This window comes from Pseudomonas sp. CBZ-4 (assembly GCF_000346755.1).
GTDB lineage: Bacteria > Pseudomonadota > Gammaproteobacteria > Pseudomonadales > Pseudomonadaceae > Aquipseudomonas.
In genome coordinates this window covers 1-19,548 of sequence record NZ_ANNV01000173.1, presented here as the reverse complement: position 1 = coordinate 19,548, position 19,548 = coordinate 1, and the positions used below count along the sequence as shown (strand labels likewise).

Annotated in this window: 15 protein-coding genes; 8 read left to right on the top strand and 7 right to left on the bottom strand. The window is 58.5% G+C overall.

The features are described 5' to 3' along the window. Positions 1–26 precede the first annotated feature (26 nt). The 3 genes from B348_RS0127145 (at position 27) to B348_RS0127130 (ending at position 3,599) form a co-directional block, all read left to right on the top strand. Positions 27–710 carry a hypothetical protein gene (locus tag B348_RS0127145; protein ID WP_017739168.1) on the top strand — a complete coding sequence of 228 codons (684 nt, stop codon included), beginning with the start codon at positions 27–29 and terminating at the stop codon, positions 708–710. A gap of 609 nt (positions 711–1,319) precedes the next feature. Further along, a complete protein-coding gene (locus B348_RS0127135) occupies positions 1,320–1,703 on the top strand; it encodes a nucleotide pyrophosphohydrolase (protein WP_017739166.1) in 384 nt (127 codons plus the stop codon). A 24-nt stretch (positions 1,704–1,727) separates the two neighbouring features. Continuing rightward, the gene (locus B348_RS0127130; protein WP_017739165.1) at positions 1,728–3,599 is read left to right on the top strand and encodes a DUF2075 domain-containing protein; all 1,872 of its coding nucleotides are present in this window, start codon (positions 1,728–1,730) and stop codon (positions 3,597–3,599) included. A gap of 72 nt (positions 3,600–3,671) precedes the next feature. Here the strand turns inward: B348_RS0127130 and B348_RS0127125 are convergent, their stop codons facing one another. The 4 genes from B348_RS0127125 to B348_RS0127110 form a co-directional block, all read right to left on the bottom strand. Next, positions 3,672–4,475: an HNH endonuclease gene (locus B348_RS0127125; protein WP_017739164.1), complete on the bottom strand. Its 804-nt coding sequence runs from the start codon at positions 4,473–4,475 to the stop codon at positions 3,672–3,674. Positions 4,476–4,936: 461 nt separating this feature from the next. Further along, the gene (locus tag B348_RS0127120; RefSeq protein ID WP_017739163.1) at positions 4,937–7,381 is read right to left on the bottom strand and encodes a TonB-dependent siderophore receptor; all 2,445 of its coding nucleotides are present in this window, start codon (positions 7,379–7,381) and stop codon (positions 4,937–4,939) included. A 96-nt stretch (positions 7,382–7,477) separates the two neighbouring features. Then, positions 7,478–8,425 carry a FecR domain-containing protein gene (locus tag B348_RS0127115; RefSeq protein ID WP_017739162.1) on the bottom strand — a complete coding sequence of 316 codons (948 nt, stop codon included), beginning with the start codon at positions 8,423–8,425 and terminating at the stop codon, positions 7,478–7,480. Then, positions 8,422–8,958, bottom strand: coding sequence for a sigma-70 family RNA polymerase sigma factor (locus tag B348_RS0127110; protein WP_026137100.1), 537 nt, complete (start codon positions 8,956–8,958; stop codon positions 8,422–8,424). The genes B348_RS0127115 and B348_RS0127110 overlap by 4 nt, the downstream gene beginning before the upstream one ends. A gap of 162 nt (positions 8,959–9,120) precedes the next feature. Here B348_RS0127110 and B348_RS0127105 point away from each other — a divergent pair, with 162 nt between their 5' ends. After that, entirely contained in the window at positions 9,121–9,630 is a 510-nt protein-coding gene (locus B348_RS0127105) for a hypothetical protein (protein WP_017739160.1), read from the top strand. 145 nt (positions 9,631–9,775) lie between these two features. Beyond that, complete coding sequence (locus tag B348_RS0127100; protein WP_017739159.1) at positions 9,776–11,209, top strand: glycosyltransferase family 39 protein; 1,434 nt, start codon at positions 9,776–9,778, stop codon at positions 11,207–11,209. Between the two features lie 15 nt (positions 11,210–11,224). Here the strand turns inward: B348_RS0127100 and B348_RS0127095 are convergent, their stop codons facing one another. Then, entirely contained in the window at positions 11,225–11,713 is a 489-nt protein-coding gene (locus tag B348_RS0127095) for a TIGR00645 family protein (protein WP_017739158.1), read from the bottom strand. Positions 11,714–11,874: 161 nt separating this feature from the next. Between B348_RS0127095 and B348_RS0127090 the strand changes: the two genes are divergently transcribed. After that, complete coding sequence (locus B348_RS0127090) at positions 11,875–13,698, top strand: hypothetical protein (RefSeq protein WP_017739157.1); 1,824 nt, start codon at positions 11,875–11,877, stop codon at positions 13,696–13,698. 3 nt (positions 13,699–13,701) lie between these two features. Here the strand turns inward: B348_RS0127090 and B348_RS0127085 are convergent, their stop codons facing one another. Both B348_RS0127085 and B348_RS0127080 read right to left on the bottom strand, forming a co-directional pair. Further along, complete coding sequence (locus tag B348_RS0127085; protein ID WP_017739156.1) at positions 13,702–14,010, bottom strand: hypothetical protein; 309 nt, start codon at positions 14,008–14,010, stop codon at positions 13,702–13,704. A gap of 312 nt (positions 14,011–14,322) precedes the next feature. Further along, positions 14,323–16,761 carry a Lon protease family protein gene (locus B348_RS0127080; protein WP_017739155.1) on the bottom strand — a complete coding sequence of 813 codons (2,439 nt, stop codon included), beginning with the start codon at positions 16,759–16,761 and terminating at the stop codon, positions 14,323–14,325. A 268-nt stretch (positions 16,762–17,029) separates the two neighbouring features. Between B348_RS0127080 and B348_RS0127075 the strand changes: the two genes are divergently transcribed. Beyond that, a complete protein-coding gene (locus tag B348_RS0127075) occupies positions 17,030–17,518 on the top strand; it encodes a DUF3015 domain-containing protein (RefSeq protein ID WP_026137099.1) in 489 nt (162 codons plus the stop codon). A gap of 90 nt (positions 17,519–17,608) precedes the next feature. After that, positions 17,609–19,462, top strand: coding sequence for a DUF4105 domain-containing protein (locus B348_RS0127070; RefSeq protein WP_017739153.1), 1,854 nt, complete (start codon positions 17,609–17,611; stop codon positions 19,460–19,462). Positions 19,463–19,548 lie beyond the last annotated feature (86 nt).

Below are 19,548 nucleotides of genomic sequence, written 5' to 3'. Positions count from 1 at the left end.
GACGAAAATTAGCGGAAGGAAGGGCGATGACCGGGAAAGCAGGTAGACCCCGATGGTTGCGAAAGGAGGGAGGTGAGTGGGAGTGGGCCTATCGCTACATGCAGCAAACCTCCGACGAAGGAATACAAACCAGCCTCAAATACGCAACTCGGGGAAAGGAACTTAGCTATGGAATGGTTGCTGACGCGATTGCGTACCTGCAGGAAACTCGCGCCGGCCTAGAGTTCGTGACTCGCCTAAGGAACGCCCTTCGGCAGCATCGACATCGATCATTGAACGCAGGTAATAAAAGGAAGCCCTACTCGTTCACACTCCCGACTGATACCAAAAAGGCCATCAGCATTAGCGCAAAAAAACTGAAAATCACGGAGACTGCCTTAGTCGCCGATCTCCTCAATGGCGCGGGGAAATTGCTTGAGGAACACCATGAACGAGAGCAGTTGCTTCGCGACGCCTTGGATTTTGAACGCAAACGAGTGAAGCAGCTTGATGATCGCTGGAAGGCTCAGCACCGCGAAGCAGTGAGACAGATCGAACGACTGGCCACGATTCTGTCAATGTGGGAGCTCACCTTGGAGCAGGCTGATCCAGGCTTCGAAGGAGACCAGGCGACACTGCAATCTGAGGTGAAGAAAAAGACTAGAGAAATCGAGAAAGCCATCAGCGATGCTCTTAAAATGCACACACTGATTGAAGCAAGACTGATCTAACCGACTCCATCACGCAGCCATAAGGTACCAAGCAAATCTCATTGGCATTCCAAATGGCATTCCAACCAAAAAACAAAACCGATATTTTATCTTTAAATCAACAAGTTACAGAGCCCGTTCAGATTACCCCGGCCCACCAATTGAAACACCAGCGAAGCCCGCCCAGTGCGGGCTTCGCTGTATCTGGAGTACCGAATATTGCTGAAAATCGCTGTGGATGAATGCCGACATTGGCGCGTCTCAGCAGCTTTTCATCAACACCTCCCCCGGCGTCCTGCCGACCGAACACCAATGGGACAGCGTCAGCTCCCTCTGAAAAGTGCTGCGGCTCTATCTGCAAAAAAACGAACAGGGTGGCTGGTCGGTGGGCATGAGGGTCGCCGCGTCCAACTGAGCTACGCCCGCCGACAAGCATTGGAAGACCTGTTTGTAGCCGGCCCACTTTGCCACGCTCAAAGGATATAGCGAACGCTGGCAAGCAATTCAGTCAGCACACAGACTATGAGAGAAAAACACAAAAAAAACCGCGCAAACAACAAAACCCCCTACAATCCAAGGCCGGTTTTCCTACACATTTTTTGCTCCCACTGATACCCAAGAGATAGCCCCGTGAGTGACTCAGACAGCTCATCCGCTCCACTGGTTGACGTAGTGAAGCTTGCCGCATCCCTTCAGCGTTTCGCAGATGATCGCGACTGGCAGCAGTTCCACTCCCCAAAAAATCTCATTTTGGCGCTCGCTGGCGAGGTAGGGGAGCTGTGCGAGATCTTCCAATGGATGAGCGATGCCGATTCGCTCTCCGTAGCTAAAGATCCCGAAATCGGCATAGCCGTAAAAGACGAATTGGCGGACGTACTGATGTACCTAGTTCGCCTGAGCAGCGTACTCGGCGTTGATCTCAACGAAGCGGTGACACGGAAACTCGCCTCGAACGGCCAGAAGTACCCAGTGGATAAAGCCAAAAGCAGCAGCAAAAAGTACGACCGACTCTGAACAACTCGAATCTAAGGACAGCCCGTGATCGTCTACGCTGCGACCAAACAGCAATTTCTTAAAGACAACGATAACGATGACATTGAGGAGGTGATCCTCAGGCATTTCAAGGAAGCCACCGGCAAGACCGTTGGCAGGTCGGAAATCAGGTCGTGGCAAGGATCTCTAACGTATATGGCCAAGGTCCTTAGGGATGAAGGCCTGCCGAGCGACGCGGGCCTGGCCATTGAGCTGCACATTCCGCAGTCGTCGAAGCGCATCGATTTTCTGCTCACCGGTCGCGACGAAAATCAGGCAAAAAAAGCCGTCTTGATCGAATTAAAGCAATGGAGCAAGGCCAGCGCCACGACCAAGGATGCCATCGTCAAAACGGCATTGGGTGGTGGCCTCGTTGAGACCATTCACCCGTCCTATCAAGTATGGTCATACGCCGTGCTGCTGGAGGGTTTCAACGAGGCTGTGTATGACAAAAGCATCGAGATCCGTCCGTGTGCCTACCTTCATAACTACGTCAGCGACGGCATCATCGACTCAGCTCACTACGAGCCCCACATCAGCAAAGCTCCACTGTTCCTGAAAGGGCCGGAGGAGCTTACCAAACTCAGAAGCTTCCTGAAGAAGCATATTGCTCACGGCGACAACAAAGAGGTTCTCTACGAACTGTCCGATGGGAAAATCCGTCCGTCCAAAGCGCTAGCCGAGGCCCTCGAAGGGCTGATGACAGGCAAGCCAGAGTTCGTATTGATTGACGATCAAAAAGCAATTTTTGAATCAGCGCTTGCGGCAGCAAGTGAAGCCTCGGAACAGGCACCAAAGGTGCTGATCATTGAGGGGGGCCCGGGCACCGGAAAAACTGTTCTGGCTATCAATTTACTGGTGAGGCTCACAGAATTGAGGTTGTTAAGCAAATATGTCTCGAAGAATGCCGCCCCACGCAAGGTCTACGAAAGCAAATTGGTTGGCACCATCAAACGCAGCCATTTCTCGAATTTCTTTTCAGGCTCTGGAGCGTTCATCGACACTGAGCCCAACACATTCGATGCGCTTATCGTGGACGAAGCCCACCGGTTGAATGAGAAAAGCGGGCTTTATGGGAACCTTGGCGAAAACCAGATCAAGGAGCTGATTGAATCAGCGAAATGCTCAATTTTCTTCATCGATGAAGACCAACGTGTGACCCTGAGCGACATAGGCAGCAAGCAGGCGATACGCGCCTTTGCCAAAGCCAAGGGGGCTGTGGTCGAGGAATATGTGCTGTCTTCACAGTTTCGCTGCAGTGGTTCTGACGGTTACATGGCATGGCTGGATGACGTGCTTGGCATTCGCTCGACAGCAAATCCGACGCTCAACACCTCGGAGTACGAGTTCAAGGTATTCGACTCACCTCAGGCGCTGCATGACGCCATTGACGAGAAAAACCATGGAAACAAGGCTCGTGTGGTCGCGGGCTATTGCTGGCCTTGGCTCAGCAAGAAAGACGCCAAGGCCACTGACATCGTTATCGGCAATGACTACGCACGCCAATGGAATCTGGATCAGGATGGCAGCTTGTGGATCATCGCTGAGAATTCCATTGAACAGGTCGGTTGTATCCACACCTGCCAAGGGCTGGAAGTTGATTATATTGGAGTGATCATCGGACCAGATCTAGTCGTGCGTGATGGGCAGGTGGTAACGTCGCCGCATGAGCGAGATAAGAATGACAAATCGATTCGTGGCTGGAAGAAGTTGATGAAGGAGCAACCTGCTCTGGCGCAACAAGATACAGACCTGATCATCAAAAACACGTATCGAACATTGATGACTCGTGGGATGAAAGGCTGCTACCTATACTGTACTGATCAGGAGACCGCGCAATACTTTGAGAGCCGACTTGCCAGGCACAGTAACGGCTAATGGGCCGGCCGGCAGGATGTCACTATCCAGGATTCAGCCTCACAAAAAACGTAGGTTGAACCCAGTAGAAAACTAAGGCTCGATTACCCATCGCCCGCGCAACATTCCTTTCAGCTCATCAACGCTCAGAGTCATATGCCGCTTGCGATGGACCGCCGCGTGACAGTTCGCGCACAACGTAACGAGGTCAGTCTCAGGATTCACGGCTTTCTCACCACCAAAGTCCGAAATCGGCACTATATGGTGTACGTGAATGAACCCCTTCGCGTGCTCGCCGTACGCCTGTTCGAAATCAAAGCCACATGCCTTGCAGTCAAGGCCGTGGATAGCAATGGCCTTCACCCTCAGATCTTTCCGGCGCTCGTAGCGGGTTCCAAAGTAACTTGATTTGCTGCCTTCATTGGCCGATTCAAAGGTCAATGGATCGCCTTCGAAATTTGGTGCGACGTGGTCAGCCTGGGAAGACAGGAGCTTCGCATGACTTAGGATTGCATCGTAATCCAGTTGGGAAATGGACCGAACCCCGTCACGCCAATAGTTGTTCACTCGAGTAGCGGGGATCGTCTCTAGGTACACTCCGTTAATTTTCGAGGGGATAGCGCCTTCAAACGGAGTGAAGTTTTCGATCAAAGCAAAAAGGTCACCCTTATCACTCCTCCGGTCTGCGTAGACCTCGCCGATGCGTGCCATACCAAAATAATGCGGATCGGCGCTGAGGCGGACAGAAGCAAAGGTTTTGTCCTTGATGCGTCCTTTGTAATAGATCACTTCGGTTCCTTCAGCAAGCCAGGCTTGGTACCGCTTGGGGAAGTGATAGACAGCACCGGTTTCGTCTTGCCAGTGCGATGTGTCGTTTTCAACGATGACTGCGGGCATTCCACTTCCTCTAGACTGATGGCAAAAGCCTACCAAAAATGAGGAGGTTTCTTACAAGAGACTTAAGATCTACATCCTTACTTAACGTCAGCTCCGCTCTGGTGAACTCATACCACCGATCGTGGTGAGTATCGCCCGGTAGAGCGGTATTCCAATTGGTATTCCAGCAAAAATTTAAGATTATTATTCTTTATATAAATTAATAAGATGAGAAAGCTTTTCAGCTTCCCCCACCTCATCTAAAGACGTCCACGGACGTCTTTTTTTGTGCCCGCAATCCCCCCCAGACTCCCTGGCACGCCTTCACCAACACCCACCACGCACAAACATGCGAACCGCATTGACGAAGCCTTGCTTACGGAACCGGAAGCTCAGCTGCTGCTGAGCGGATAGCCGCCCAAAGAACCCAGTCACAAAAAGCCAAGCCACCTCACAGCGCCTCGGCCTTTCCCCATCCCACCTCAAAAACCCCAACGCATCGAAACCATCACATTCCGCGGATCGCCGTAGTACGAAGACCTATAAAACCCAATATTGGTGAAGTACTTCTTATCCAACACATTATTCACATTCACCGACGCCGAAAGACTTTTACTGATCTGGTACCTCGCCATCAGGTCAACCAGCCAGTACGGATCTTGAGAGAACACTTGATTAACCCCCTTCCCGTAGTTGTAGGCATCCTGCCAGCCCTTACCTTGCCAGCGGGCGCCGCCGCCGAGGGTGAGTTTGTCGAGGCTGCCGGTGAGTTTGTAGCTGGTGTAGAAGTTGAGTTGGTCTTCAGGCTCCCAGGTGGAGATCTTTTTGCCGCTGTCGTCACGGCTGATCTTATGGGTGTAGCCCGCTTGCAGTTGCCAGCCGGGGGCGAGCTCGCCGGAGATTTCGGCTTCGTAGCCCTTGGTCTTGGCCTTGATACCGACGTAGGCCCAATCCAGTGGCAGGTTGGTGGGGTTGTTGTTGTATTCGGTGTCTTCTTCGGCACGGTTTTCTTCGTGCACTTCAAAGTAGGCAAGGCTGGTGTTCAGGCGGCCGCCGAAGAATTCGCCCTTGAGGCCCACTTCGTAGTTTTTGCCTTCGTCGGGCTCGACCATTTTGTTGTTGCGGTCGGGGCGTAGCATTTGCGGCATGAAGATTTCGGTGTAGCTGGCGTAGGCCGAAACGTTGTCGTTGATGTCGTAGACCACCCCAACATAAGGGATGACTTTGCCGGTCTCCGTTGAGTCGTTGGTGCCGGTGAGGCGGTAGTCGGTCAGGCGCGAGCCGAGCAGCAGGGACAGGTCGTCGGTGAGGCTCAGGCGGGTGGAGAAATACACGGCGTTTTGCCGGGTGACGTCATCCTTGGTCATGCTCGGCGAACCCCAGTCCGGCTCGTTATCGTCGCCGTCCCAGCCGTACAGGTCGTAGTTGCCGTGGCTACCGTTGTAGTAGTCCTTGTCTTTCCAGTGCGAGCGAGAAGTCGAGGTGCCAACCACCAACTGATGCTCGCGGCCCGCCAGGCTGAAGGGTCCGGAGAGATACATGTCGAGGTTGTTGCTGATGGTCCGGCCGGTGTATTTGGCGGCGTACACCGATGCGGTGGTGGTGCTGTTGGGCGATGCGTAACCCAGTGGTGCGTTGTAGCCGTTGAGCTGATTGGTGTAGTTGGCCTTGGCGACCCAGCCGTTGTCGAGGTTGTGTTCCAGCGTGGCGAACACGGAGCGACTGTATTGTTGCCAGCCGCTCCATTTAGGGCCGTTGTTATAGGAGCGCGGGAAGCTGATTTCATTGCCCGCCGTGTCAAACAACGAGCGGCTGCCGGTCCAGCTGGAGCCTTTGGGGTCGTTGTTCTGGTAGTCGGCGCCGACCGTCAGCAAGGTGTCCGGTGACAGGTCGAATTCCAGCGTGCCGTAGTAAACGTTGGTCTTACGTTCGTAATGGTCCATGAACGAATGCTTGTCCTGATACACCATCACCGCCCGTCCGCGCACGTTGCCGCTGTCGGTCAGCGGGCCGCTGAGGTCGAGTTCCGAGCGGTAGTTGTCCCACGAGCCCGCGCCCAGATCGACATGCCCCTGGAATTGCGCAGTGGGTTTCTTGCGGATCAGGTTGATCGTGCCGCCTGGGCCACCGGCGCCGGTCATCAGGCCCGGGGCGCCCTTGAGGACTTCGACGCGGTCGTAGATCGCCATGTCGCTCAGGGTTTGCCCAGCGGAGTAACCGTCGTTGCGGGTGGTGGGAATGCCGTCGTATTGAAAGCTCTGGATGGCAAAACCACGGGCGTAGTAGTTGGTGCGCTCGCTGTCGAAGGTCGCGACCGTGACGCCGGGCGTGTGGCGCATGACGTCATCGATGGACGCCAGGTTGAAGTCATCCATGGTCTGGCGGGTAATCACCGACACCGACTGCGGCGTCTCTTTCAGGCTCAGGTTCATCTTGGTCGCGGAATTCGTCGAGCCGGTCGTATAGGAACCGCTGCCCTCGGTGGTTTGCGCCAGCTCCTGGCCGCGAATGCTGACCGGGCCGAGGCTGATGGCGTCGCCCTGTTGCGCCGCAGACACCAGGTAGGTGCGCTCATCGACTTTCTGCGCCAGCAGACCACTGCCCTGCAGCAACAGCGCGAAACCCTGCTCGACGCTGTATACCCCATTCAACCCCGCCGTATTGCGCCCGGCGGTAAGGTTCGCGTCAAACGACACCACGACGCCAGCATCCCCCGAAAACCGCGTCAGCGCTGTGCCCAAAGGACCGGCCGCGATGCGAAAAGCCTTCTGCTCGGCGCTGGCTTGAGCCTGCTCGGCAGCATTCGCCAGGGGCGCCAGGGCGATGCACTGCAAGGCCAGGCCGGCCGACAGAATCGTCGTGGCCAGTGTGGATTTGCGTGGCCGATGGGTGCGAAGACAAACGTCCTCTGTTTGCTGGAGGTACATGGGGGCTCCTGACGTAATGGGCAGAGTTTTATAAGTTCAGGAGTAGGTCGAGCGGGGATTCGGTTTTCTACAGAGGTCGCGCATTTATTTTTGCGCTCAGGCTTTTTTGACCACCCGCGTCCAGTAACGGGTGCGGCGCACTACCGCCACCGGCAGCGCGCGCGAGACGGCAGCCAGTGCGGCATCCAGATCGTCCAGGGGGAACGCACCGGACAGCAGCAGGTGGCTCACGTCATCGGCACAGCCCAGATAGCCGACGCGATACCGACTCAGTTCAGCCAACACCTGCCGCAACGGCCAGGCGTCGACCAGCAGGCGGCCCTGCACCCACTCCTCGCTTCCCGGCGACGCCGCGTGCAACGGGCCAAAATCGCCATGATGGAAGGTGATGGCCTGCCCACTGTTGACCAACTGTGTGCGGCCATCGCCCAGGCGGATCTGCACCGCATGCTCCGACACGCTCAAGGTGGTGCTGCCGTCGTTCTGCCGTACATCGAACCGTGTGCCCAGTGCTTGCATATCGCCTTGGGCGCTGCGCACCACAAAGGGTCGCGGATCTTGGCCGGTTTGCACCTGGATCTCGCCGACGCGCAGGGTGATCAGGCGCAATTGGCCGGTGAATTCGATATCCACGGCCGTCGCGGTGTTGAGGACCAGGCGAGTACCGTCGGCCAATTGCACGCTGCGCCGCTCGCCCACGTTCGTGCGCAGGTCGGCCAACCACAACGGGGCCTGCCGGTAGCCGGACCAGCCAAGGCCACCAACCCCGCCAACCATTATCAGGCCTTTGAGCAGCGTACGGCGGTTGAGCGTCGGGCCGGCGCTTGGACCGTGATCGAGCGTTTGATACGCCACGGCGCCGGGCAGTTGGCCCAGTTGGGTTTGCAGGTTTTCCACACGCTGCCAGGCCCAGCGATGGGTCGGGCTGTCCAGGTGCCATTGGCGAAACGCCTGCTCCAGCGCCACGTCGTCCGGCGCCCCTGCTCGCCGGGCCAACCATTGTGCAGCGGCGCGCAGGGCCTGGCGTTTGTCGTCGAGGGTCACAACTCCGACTCCAGCACAAACAGCAGGCAATGCTCCGAAGCCTTGGCCACGTATTGCGTCACGGAGCTGACCGAAACCCCCAGGGTCGCGGCGATCTCCTTGTAACCCTGACCTTGCAGTTGCGAGAGCAGGAACGCCTGCTTCACCTTGCGCCCCAGGCCATCGAGCATCGCATCCACCGCGTGCAGCGCTTCGAGCATCAACAGCTTGTCTTCCGGCGACAACGCGTAGCTTTCAGGTTGCTGGGCCAGCGCTTGCAGGTAAGCCTGCTCCAACCCATGGCGACGAAAACTGTCGATCATCACCCGTCGCGCAACGGTAGCCAGATAGGGACGCGGTTGTTGCAGGCGCGTTGCAGGTGGCCCTTTGCGCTCGCTGAGCAGCAGGCGTACGAAGGTGTCCTGGGCCATGTCTGCCGCCTGATGAGAACACCCCAGCCGTGCCCGCAGCCAACGCACCAGCCAACCGTGGTGGTCACTGTACAGACGGGCAATCGACTGGGGCGCTTCGTGGGGAGGGAGGGTGGCCGACATGGTAATTGCGCGCATTTGAGAATGAATCGCAATCTAGCTTAAAGGCCCGGGGATGGCAATTGTCCGCGATCAAGCCGCAGAATAGGCCGCCGCAATGGACCCACTGCCCCAGCCGCCAAAAGACAACGGCAGCAAGCTTTGCCTACAAGGACGAACGTTGCATTGAATAGAAATTCCTACACCTACCTGATACCGGTCGTCATTGGCTTCGTGCTGGTCACGGCGCTGCTGCTGGGCTGGGTACTCATAGTCTGGCCCTCTGTACACTTCAAACCGATGGCCGAAAAAATCTGTCTGATCTCATCGCCAGTGCTGGCAATCGCATGGCTATTGCACCTGTGGCACACCAGGAAGGGCGAATGGCTGCGCAAAAAAGCGCTGGAGCGGTTGAAAGTTTTTCTCGGCGCCTTCGTCGCGAGTGCCGTAGTCATGGTCTCACTGCTAGCAGCAGTCATTTTTCTTACAAGCAGAACGTTCAGCAGCTACGACACCGCGTACGAATACGCGGGTAGAGGCCACCGTAGTTGCACAGGCATCCACGTGTTCGATACGGAAGTGAACAAACAGATCAAAATCTGCGAAGCCGGCAGCGGTGCTTATCAGGGTTGGGTGCGGGTGGAGAAACGTAGCGGGCCTCTGGGGTTTGTGGTGATAGGCGCTGTGCCCATATGACCCTCCTGCGGCCAGATCGGCGCAGGGGCTGACCCCCTCACTATTTATCCATCCGTTCACGAAATATTCAGAATCGCCAACCGATACTAGCCCATTGCAATGACCGCTCCCCCCGAGCGCTCCCCCGCCTTGGTAGCCAGAATCCATGACGCGTCCTGTTCCTCTGCTGCTCCTGCTTGTTGCCCTGTTGTTTTTCTTCGCCCTTGGCAGCCATGAGCTGCAAGGTTCCACCGAAGCCCGGGTCGCCGGGATTGCGATGGCCATGCACCTGGACAACAACTGGGTGGTGCCGCAGTTGTTTCGCGAGCCGTTCCTGGAAAAACCGCCCCTGAGCCTGTGGCTCGACGCCGGGGCGATTCGCCTGTTTGGCGGCACCACTTGGGCGGTGCGCCTGGCCTCGGCGTTCGCCGGGTTGTTCAGCGTGATGCTGTTCTACGGGATGTTGCGCAAGTTCGGCCGGCCGCAGACCTTGGCGTTTAGCGCGGCGCTGATCCTCGCGACCATGGCCAGTTATTGGAGCAACGTGCGCGGCGTGGGTGAAGACTCGCTGCTCAGCCTCGGCGTGACCACCGCATTGCTGGCGTTCTACCAAGCGATGCGCCCCGAAAACGCGGGTTCCAAGGCGGGCGCATGGGCGCTGTTTACCGCGGGCATGGTGATCGCCACCCTGAGCAAAGGCGTGCTGGGCCTGGCGATGCCGGGCATTGTGATTTTTGTGTACCTGGCCGTGACTAGCGTGCAGGACAAGCGCCTGCGCATCGGCGACTGGCTCAAGCCTGGGCTGTTCACCCTGCTGGCCTTGGTGCCGCTGATGATCTGGCTGGCGTTCCTGTTCCAGCGCGGCGGCATGCAGGCGGTCGGCGAAGTGTTGTGGACCAATAGCGTCGGGCGCTTCAGTGGCTCGTTTGTCGAGGCTGGGCACTACGAACCGTTCTACTACTACATCGCCAAACTGCCCGAGGCGTTCCTGCCGTGGAATATCCTGGTGTACCTGGGCCTGTGGCATTTCCGTAAGAGCCTGGTGCGCAATCGCTATCAGCTATTTTTCTGCATCTGGCTGGTGGCGCAGTTCACCCTGCTGACGCTGGCGTCCAGCAAACGCACCGTGTACTTGATGTCGCTCACGCCGGCCGCCGCTGTGCTGGCGGCGGAATATGCTCGCGTACTGCTGGAACGCTTGAAGGAGCGCAAGCCCGGCGTGTACCGCTACCACCGGCAGATCATCGGCGGCGTATTTGCCGCACTGTTTGCCAGTTACCTGACCACGGCCTTCTGGTTTGCGCCCAAAGCCGACAAGCACGAGTCGTTCGTGCCGGTGATCAGCGAGCTTCAGGCGCTGCAAGCAGAAGGTCGGGAAGTGGCGATGTTCCAGCCAAACGAGCGGATTGCCGGGGCCGGGGTGTTCTATATGCAGGGCTACGTGCCGCTCCTGCAAACCGAGGCCGAGTTGCGCGCATTCCTGACGGCCAAACCCGGCAACGTTGCGTTGACGGATCACACCAAAGGGCTGGAAGAGCCGGTGAAGGTGATCAAGGAGATGGCGATCGGCCGCCAACCTTACTACTTCATCGAGCAATAAGGCCGGCGCGGTGCATCAGTGCTTGGTCAGTTTGTCCAGGTAACCCATGGCAAACGCCGAGACGACGAAGGTCATGTGAATGATCACGTACCACATCAGGTGCTGTGGATCGACGTTCTTGGCGTCCATGAAGATGCGCAGCAGGTGGATCGACGAAATCGCCACGATGGACGCCGCCACTTTCATCTTCAGCGAGGAAGAGTCCATGGTGCCCAGCCAGTTGAGCTTTTCCTTGTTGTCATCGATATCCAGCTGCGAGACAAAGTTCTCGTAGCCGGAAATCATCACCATCACCAGCAAACCACCCACCAGCGCCATGTCGATCAACGACAGCAGCAGCAGGATGACGTCGGCTTCCAACATGGTGAACACGTTGGGCAGGACGTGGATGATTTCCTGAAAGAACTTCAACGCCAGGATCAGCAAGCCCAGGGACAGCCCCAGGTAGATCGGCGCCAGCAGCCAGCGTGAGGCGTACATAGTGTTTTCGATAAAGCGTTCCATGGGATCTCACACAGCGGGGCTAGAAATGGCGGCGAGTATACCAGCCGCTACCAGACACCTGTAACCGCGAGAAAACTGACCTGGGCGCATCTGTAAGAGAATTTTTCTGCTAGTGTCGAGGCCATTAAATCGGCTCGATGACGTCGGACAGGAAAACTCAGATGATGGATGTGCGAACGCCTTTGGCCAGCTTCGGCCTGTGTGCAGTGTTGCTGATGGCCAGCGGCTGCTCCCCCAAAGATGAGCAGAAGCAAGCCACCCTCGAAGAGAAAACCGCTAAGTTCGAACACTCCCTGGACAGCATCCAGGACCCCAAGCTGCGCGACGCCATCGCCGACCTTGGCGGTTCGCTGCTGTTGCTGGAACGGGCGCGGGTCAAGCTCGCCGACAAACCCATCGAAGCGGAATACGGTGAGAACTCCCTCGCCCTGCTCAGCCACTACCCTACGCCCCAGGCGCTGGTGGACACCTATATCAACGGCCTTTTCGTACTGCGCAAAGCCTCCCATTCCGACTACCTGACGGACTTGCAGCCGGTCTTCCCATTCAGTTTCAACAGCCCGGACCAGTTCCCGTTCCCCCATGGGCTAGAGTGGCAGTCGGTAACGTTGAGCAACAACAAAGTCATTCCCTTCCAGCCGGAATGGTCGGAAACCGACCCCGGCATCCAGTTGAGCCCCAGCAGTTCCAACCTGACCAACCCCGATGATTTGACGGTGACCTACCCGTTCATCGACGGCATCGAGACCGAAAACAAGAGCCAGCCGCAGCCCGTCAGCCTCAAAGGCACGGTGGAAGTGATCGCGCCGGGCAAAGTCCTGAGCTTTGACCTGGGCAAACAGGACGTCGGGCGCACACGTACCGAAGGCACGGTCACCCTCAAGCTGCTGTTGCTGGAAAAGAACTACGCCGAGATCGAGATGAGCAACAGCGCACCGCTGGCCCCGGAGGTCGGTGACGAGTCGCCCAACCCGCTGCTGGTCGAGGCGCGGGACAGCACCGGGCAATTTCTCACACGCTCGGGCTCGATCAACGAAAGCGCCGCGCAGGTGGCGTTCTACGAGAAACAATTGGCCGAGATGCAAAAACAGACGGCCTGGTCCGAGGCCTTCGAGAAAAAACTCGTCGACCAACAGAAAGACTTCGAACACAAGCAGAGCAGCCATTACGCCAAGGTCTACTTCAATGGCGTGATCGACAACCTGCAGATCAGCGTGCTGGATTTTTCCAAGGCCACGCTCACCCGCAAAGACCTCGACCTGCCGGTACTGCGCTTCGACAAGAACAGCCTGCAAAAAACCGTGCAAGCCTTGCCGATGCCCGTCACGGTGTATGACGACGGTGCCGCGAGCTGGCTGAAAGACGCGACCCTGACCGAAGACCAGCTGAAAAACAGCGTCACCATCAGCCAGTCCACCGAAGACGCCAGCGCCGCGCATATCGTCTTCGACCACCCGTTCACCTTCAATGACGACCTGGTCGGTGCCGAACGCAACAGCAGTGAATCACCGATCACCTTTTTCACCGCCGACGACAAGGGCGAACGCGGCGAGCCTATCGAGCTGCCGAGCGAAGCCTTCGAGCTCAATCCGGTGCGCGGCACCCTCACCTACGACCTCAACCTGTTCCCGGAAAACCCGGCGTATGTGGTGGGTTCGATCCCGCTGTTTCTGGCCACCATCGAGAAAGCCACGATTGATACCAGCAAGCTGCCCAAAGGCCTGTCGCTCAAGGACAACGCGCTGATTGTTGATCAGAAAGAATTCCCCGCCGACAGCTGGCGCTTCTATGCCAAGGACGCCAGCGGCCATTACCTCAAGGAAATCCTCGGCGTCAGCCACCGCGCCGAGGAATACGGCACGGCGATGTTTGACGTGCATTATTTCTACGGCCAGCCAACCGCCCTGGAAAGCTACCAGCGCACCGACCTGAGCACCGTGCAATACGGTTTCGAGGTCAAGTTGGACAAGCCCGAGAGCAAATAGCGCTCAGTGATGGGTGTCGCCATTGAGCTGTCGCAAATGGGCCTGCATGTGCAGGCTCCAGATCTGCGGATCGCCGGCCTGCTCATAGCCATGCAGGGTGAGGCTGTCGACGATTGATTCAAGCATGGTTTCTGCCACGACCGGCCCATGAAACGGGCCTTGTGACTTGATGGTGGACGGCTGTTCACCGGTCATTCCGGCGGCAAACAACAAGGTCCACAGCCCGTTATCCCCGGCAAGAGGGCGAATGGAACATTCGATACGGGTAACCAGGCCCAGGCACTGGCGGGTAAGGCAAAGGCTGCGCGGCATGGCGGCGACCCTCGGTAGATCGGTGTTCAGCCTCAACGCTCGGCGAGGCTGTTTCTATCCTGCGACTCCTGTGGAGATCCCTTGAGCAGAGAATAGAAGAAAACCGCGAGAAACCAAGGTTGTAGGGACCAACGGGCGTTGGTCCCGAACCCGAGTCAATTTCATGACAGCCCCCGAAGGCGCTGCTGTACCCATGTGGGAGCTGGGTTATGTGGGAGCTGGCTTGCCTGCGATGACGGACTCACAGCCACCATCTCTGTTGACTGACACACCGCTATCGCAGGCAAGCCAGCTCCCACAGGGGACCGAGCCTCAGGTGGGCTTGGCTTCCGCCAGCGCCTCCTGCGCCAACTCCTTCTCCGCTTCCTTCAGGTCTTCCTCACTGATCATCTCCGCAATCACCCGCAAACGCTCAACCACCCGCGCATTGACCGAGCCTTCCGGGAACTGCCCTTCCGCATCCGGCGCACCGGCCGGCTCGCCCACCAGCAGACTCAAGGCTTCATCCGCCTGGCGCACCGCATAGATATGGAATTGCCCGGCGCGTACCGCCTGCAACACCTTCTCATCGAGCATCAGCGTGGCCACGTTGGCCTGGGGAATGATCGCCCCCTGCTCGCCGGTCAAACCGCGCGCTTCGCACAGGCGGAAGAAACCTTCGATCTTCTCGTTGACCCCGCCCACCGCCTGCACTTCACCAAACTGGTTGATCGAACCGGTGATGGCAAAGCACTGCTTGAGCGGCGTCTTCGACAGGGCCGAGATCAAGGTGCACGCCTCGCCCAGCGACGCACTGTCACCGTCCACGTAGCCGTAGGACTGCTCCAGCGCAATGCTCGCCGAGATCGCCAGCGGGAATTCCTGGGCATAACGGCTACCGAGGTAACCGGTGAGGATCATCACGCCCTTGGAGTGAATCGGCTGGCCGAGGTTGACCTCGCGCTCGATGTCGACAATACCGCTGCCGCCCGGGTACACCGTGGCGGAAATCCGCGCCGGCACGCCAAAGGCCGAGTCACCGACTTCCAGCACCGTCAGCCCGTTGCACTTGCCCACCGCGGCACCGTCGGTGTCGATCAGGATCACCCCGGCGAGCATGTCGTCAAGAATCCGCGCCGACACACGCCCGGTGCGGGTGGCCTTGGCCTTGAGCGCACGTTCGATATGCCCGGCATCGGTCATCTCGTCGCCGGCCAGGTGGCGAATGAAATCCGCCTCGCTCACCAGTTGGAACAAATCGCCGATACGCGCCGACAAACGGCCCTGATGCTCCGCCAACCGTGCGCTGTAGGTGGCCAACCGCGCCACCGCATCCGAGGTCAGCGGCGCCATGCCTTCTTCCGAGGTGCGGGTCTTGAGCAACTGGGCGAACTGCTCCAGGCTTTCGTCCACCATCGGGATGTCTTCGTCGAAGTCCACCAGCACGCGGAACATCTCCTGGAAGTCCGGGTCGGCATCCTGCAACGCGTAGTACAACTGGCGCGAGCCAATGATGATCACCTTGACCTGCAACGGGATCATCTGCGGGTTGAGGGTCACCGTGGCCAGGCGGCCCAGCTCGCCCAGCGGCGATTCCATCTTCAGCTTGCGCGATTGCAGGGAGCGCTTGAGGGCGTCCCACACAAACGGCTCGCTGAGCATTTTCTCGGCTTCAAGGATCAGGAAACCACCGTTGGCGCGGTGCAAAGCGCCCGGGCGCAACTGGCGATAGGTGGTGTAGAGCGCGCCCTGGTCGGTGCTGTATTCGATACGGCCGAACAGGTTGTCGTAGGTCGGGTGCGGTTCGAACACCACGGGCGCGCCGCCGTTGACCGGATGGCCCACCACCAGGCTTGGGCAGTATTGCTCTTCGAGCAACTTGCGCGCCTGGGCGTCGGTCTTGGCGTCGTCCACCAATTGCTCGACCACGGTCTTGAGCAGGTACACCTGCATGGCTTGCAGGTAACCGCAGACGGCGGCGTTTTCCGCGTATTTTTCCGACAGCGGCGCGAGCAAAGGCTGTAGGGCCAGGGTGATGGTTTCTTCGTTGAACTGGCGCAGTTGGTTGTTGGACTCACGCTTCCACTGCGGCAGGCTGGCCAGCTCCTCGTTGAGACGCTCTTCCAGCTCGGAAATATCCGTGTGGAAACGCTCGCGGTCGGCTTCCGGCAGCTGGGAGAACTCCGCCTCGTCCAGGGCCTTGCCGTCGAGCATCGGCGTGAACGCGATGTTGGAGCTGTCGCGGTAGAGCGCCACGTCCTTTTCCAGGGCCAGGCGCTCGATCACGTCCAGGGCCTTGTCGTAACGCTGGTTGAAGGCGCGGTCGATGGCACTTTTGCGTTGCTGGTAAGTGGGGTGTTCGAAGACCGCCGGAAAGGTGGCCGTCAGGTTGTCGACCAACCCGTTGATGTCGTTGATGAACGCCGCAGCAGCGCCGCCGGGCAATTCCAGGGCGCGGGGTTCGCGCGGCTCATCGAAATTGTTCACGTAGACCCAGTCCGACGGGGTCTGCAGGCGTTTGCCTTCAGCCTTCAGGTAGCGTTTGACGAACGAGAAGCGGCCAGTGCCCGGCTCGCCCATGACAAACACGTTGTAACCGGGGCGTGGCATGGCCACACCGAACTGCAACGCTTCAACCGCACGTTCCTGGCCAAGCACACCGCGAAAGGGCTCCAAATCATTGGTGGTCGAGAAGCTGAACTGTTCAGCGGAGAAAGGGCGAGTCAGCGCTTCGGGCGCTAGACGCAAGCTGGCAGCAACAGGATCAGGCATCGGGCTTCCTTACATCAGGCGGGGCAGATGTCGGCATTCTGGCTCTCGCTTGCGCGCTCTGGCAAGGCGCGTCGTTGGGAAAGCGTGGACACAGAACAGGTCCTACAAAAAAAAGCACGACATCTCTGATTGTTTTATAAAAAACCACGGAACCCCTTGAACCTGCCTAAACTCCAAACTGCGCGGGTTGGACTAATAACTGGCCCCTAGGGCGCTGCAACGCGCCTGAACCCTTGTCCATTGGTTTGCACACAAAGAGAACAAAGCTATGAAACGGATCCTTCTCGGTACTCTCTTCACCGTTGTCTCCCTCAATGCAATGGCAGAATCGCCAGGCGGCCCGAACTGCGGTTGGGGCAACATGCTGTTCGAAGGCCAGCGCGGCACGCCAGCCCACTTCCTGGCTTCCACCACCAACGGCACGTCCGGCAACGCCACCTTCGGCATGACCTCGGGCACCAACGGTTGCAGCACCAACAGCGCCCTGACCTATGGCGGCAAGTCCTGGATTGCCATGAATGGCATGATGAACGAGCTGTCCGAAGACATGGCCAAGGGCAATGGCGAAGCGCTGACCACCTACGCGGTGGTACTGGGCGTGGCGCCGGAAGATCGCGAGCACTTCGCGGCCGTGACCCACGAGCACTTCCAGCAGATCTTCAGCAAGGCTGACGTGACCGCTGACGACGTGCACAACAACACCCTGTCTGTACTGAAAAGCGATGCCCGCTTGGCGAAATACGCGACCCAAGCTTAAGCTCGACCAGCCCGCGCCTCTCCAGGCGCGGGCTGTATTTTTGGACCCGCCCCCTTTTGGGTCTCACTTTTCCGACTTTAAGTTGCCCCTATGCTCAAACGCTTTGCCTGGATGGCACTCTTCGCCTGCGCCCCGCTGTACGCGGCCCCGCATCTTGATGATCAACGTTTGCAGCAACTGGCCAACGATCCGTTCTGGCTATCTTTGGGCCATTACGAAGCCGGCAAAATCAGTGGCTGGCGCAGTTACGTCAGCGAGCAGAAGTTCTTTCTCGCCACCGATGGCGCGCACCACCCCGACGCCGAACTCAAGGCCACCGTTGACGCGTTGTACGCGCCGGCAAGCCTCGGCGAAAAACACGCCCAATGCGTCTACCCCGCACGTACCCGCTGGCTCAAGGATCAGTTGCACCTGACCGACCTGCCCGCCGTGGACTGCAAAGAATTCAAGCAATGGTTCAAGGACGTCGCCCCCCATAGCGCGGTGATGATCTTCCCGGCGGCCTACCTCAACAGCCCGTCGTCGATGTTTGGCCATACCTTGCTGCGCATCGACCAGGCCGATGTGCAGAGAGACAAGACCGCCCTGCTCAGCTACGCGATCAACTTCGGTGCCTATATCGAAGGCTCGGACAACAGCATCCTCTACGCCTGGAAAGGCCTGATGGGCGGCTACCCCGGCCTGTTCGCGCTGGTGCCGTACCAGGAAAAACTCTCCGAATACCGCAGCCTGGAGAACCGCGACCTGTGGGAATACCGCCTCAACCTCACGCAGGTCGAGACCGAGCGCATGGTCGAGCACGTGTGGGAGCTCAAGCAGATCAAGTTCGACTATTTCTTCTTCGACGAAAACTGCTCCTATCGCCTGCTGGAACTGCTGCAAGTGGCGCGCCCCGGCCTGCGCCTGACCGAACAGTTCCCGCTGACCGCGATCCCCACCGACACCGTAAAAGCCGTCAAGGATGCCGGCCTGGTTGAAAAGATCGACTATCGGCCTTCCCGCGAACGCGAGTTGCTGGAGCGTGCCAAGCCGCTGGACAGTGATGAACAGCAATGGGTGCTGAAAGTCAGCGATGACCAGAAGCAATTGCAAGACCCGGCGTTCAAGGCCCTCGCCAAAGACCGCCAGGCCCTGATCATCGACGCCGCCTATCGCCTTGGCCGCTACCGCGCCAACGGCCTGGAACGCGACCCGGCCCGCTCCCAACGCAGCTTCGAACTGCTGCGCGCGATCAACCAGAACCCCGCGCCCGACCTCAAGATCACCCCGCCCGGCCTGCCGGAAAACGGCCATGAATCGCGCACCTGGCAAGCCGGCATCGGCACCCGGGGCGACAAGGCCTTTGGCGAATACGGCCTGCGCATGGCCTACCACGACCTCAACGACAACGCCGAAGGCTTCCCCCTCGGCGCACAGATCGAAATCCTGCAAATGAAACTGCGCCAGTACGAAGGCAACCACTGGCAATTGCAGCAACTGGACCTGGCCACCATCCGCTCCCTGACCCCGCGCAACGCCCTGTTGCAACCGCTGTCATGGCAAGTCACTGGCGGCCTGGAGCGCGTCCCCGGCAAACACGACGACGAAACCCTGGTCGCCCACGTCAACGGCGGCGCCGGCGGCACCTGGCAACTGCGCGACGACATGCTCGGCTTCGCCCTCGGCACCGTGCGCGTGGAACACAACAATGACTTCAACGAAGCCATTTCACCCGCGGCCGGGTTTAACACCGGTGTGCTGTGGAGGAATCCGCTGGGTAACCTCAGCCTGGAGGCCAAGGGCGACTTCTTCACCAATGGCGAAGTGCGCCGTAGTCTCAGCCTGAACCAGCAGTGGGAACTGTCGCGCAACCTGGGTGTGCGCTTGAGTGCGCAGCGTGAGTACAGCCACCTGTCGACGCCGGTGAATGAAGTGATGCTGGAAGTGAAGTGGTATCACTACTAACCAAGCCCCAAACCTAAATACAGATCCAAAATGTGGGAGCGGGCTTGCCCGCGATGGCGGTGTATCAGCCAAGTCTCCAGTGACTG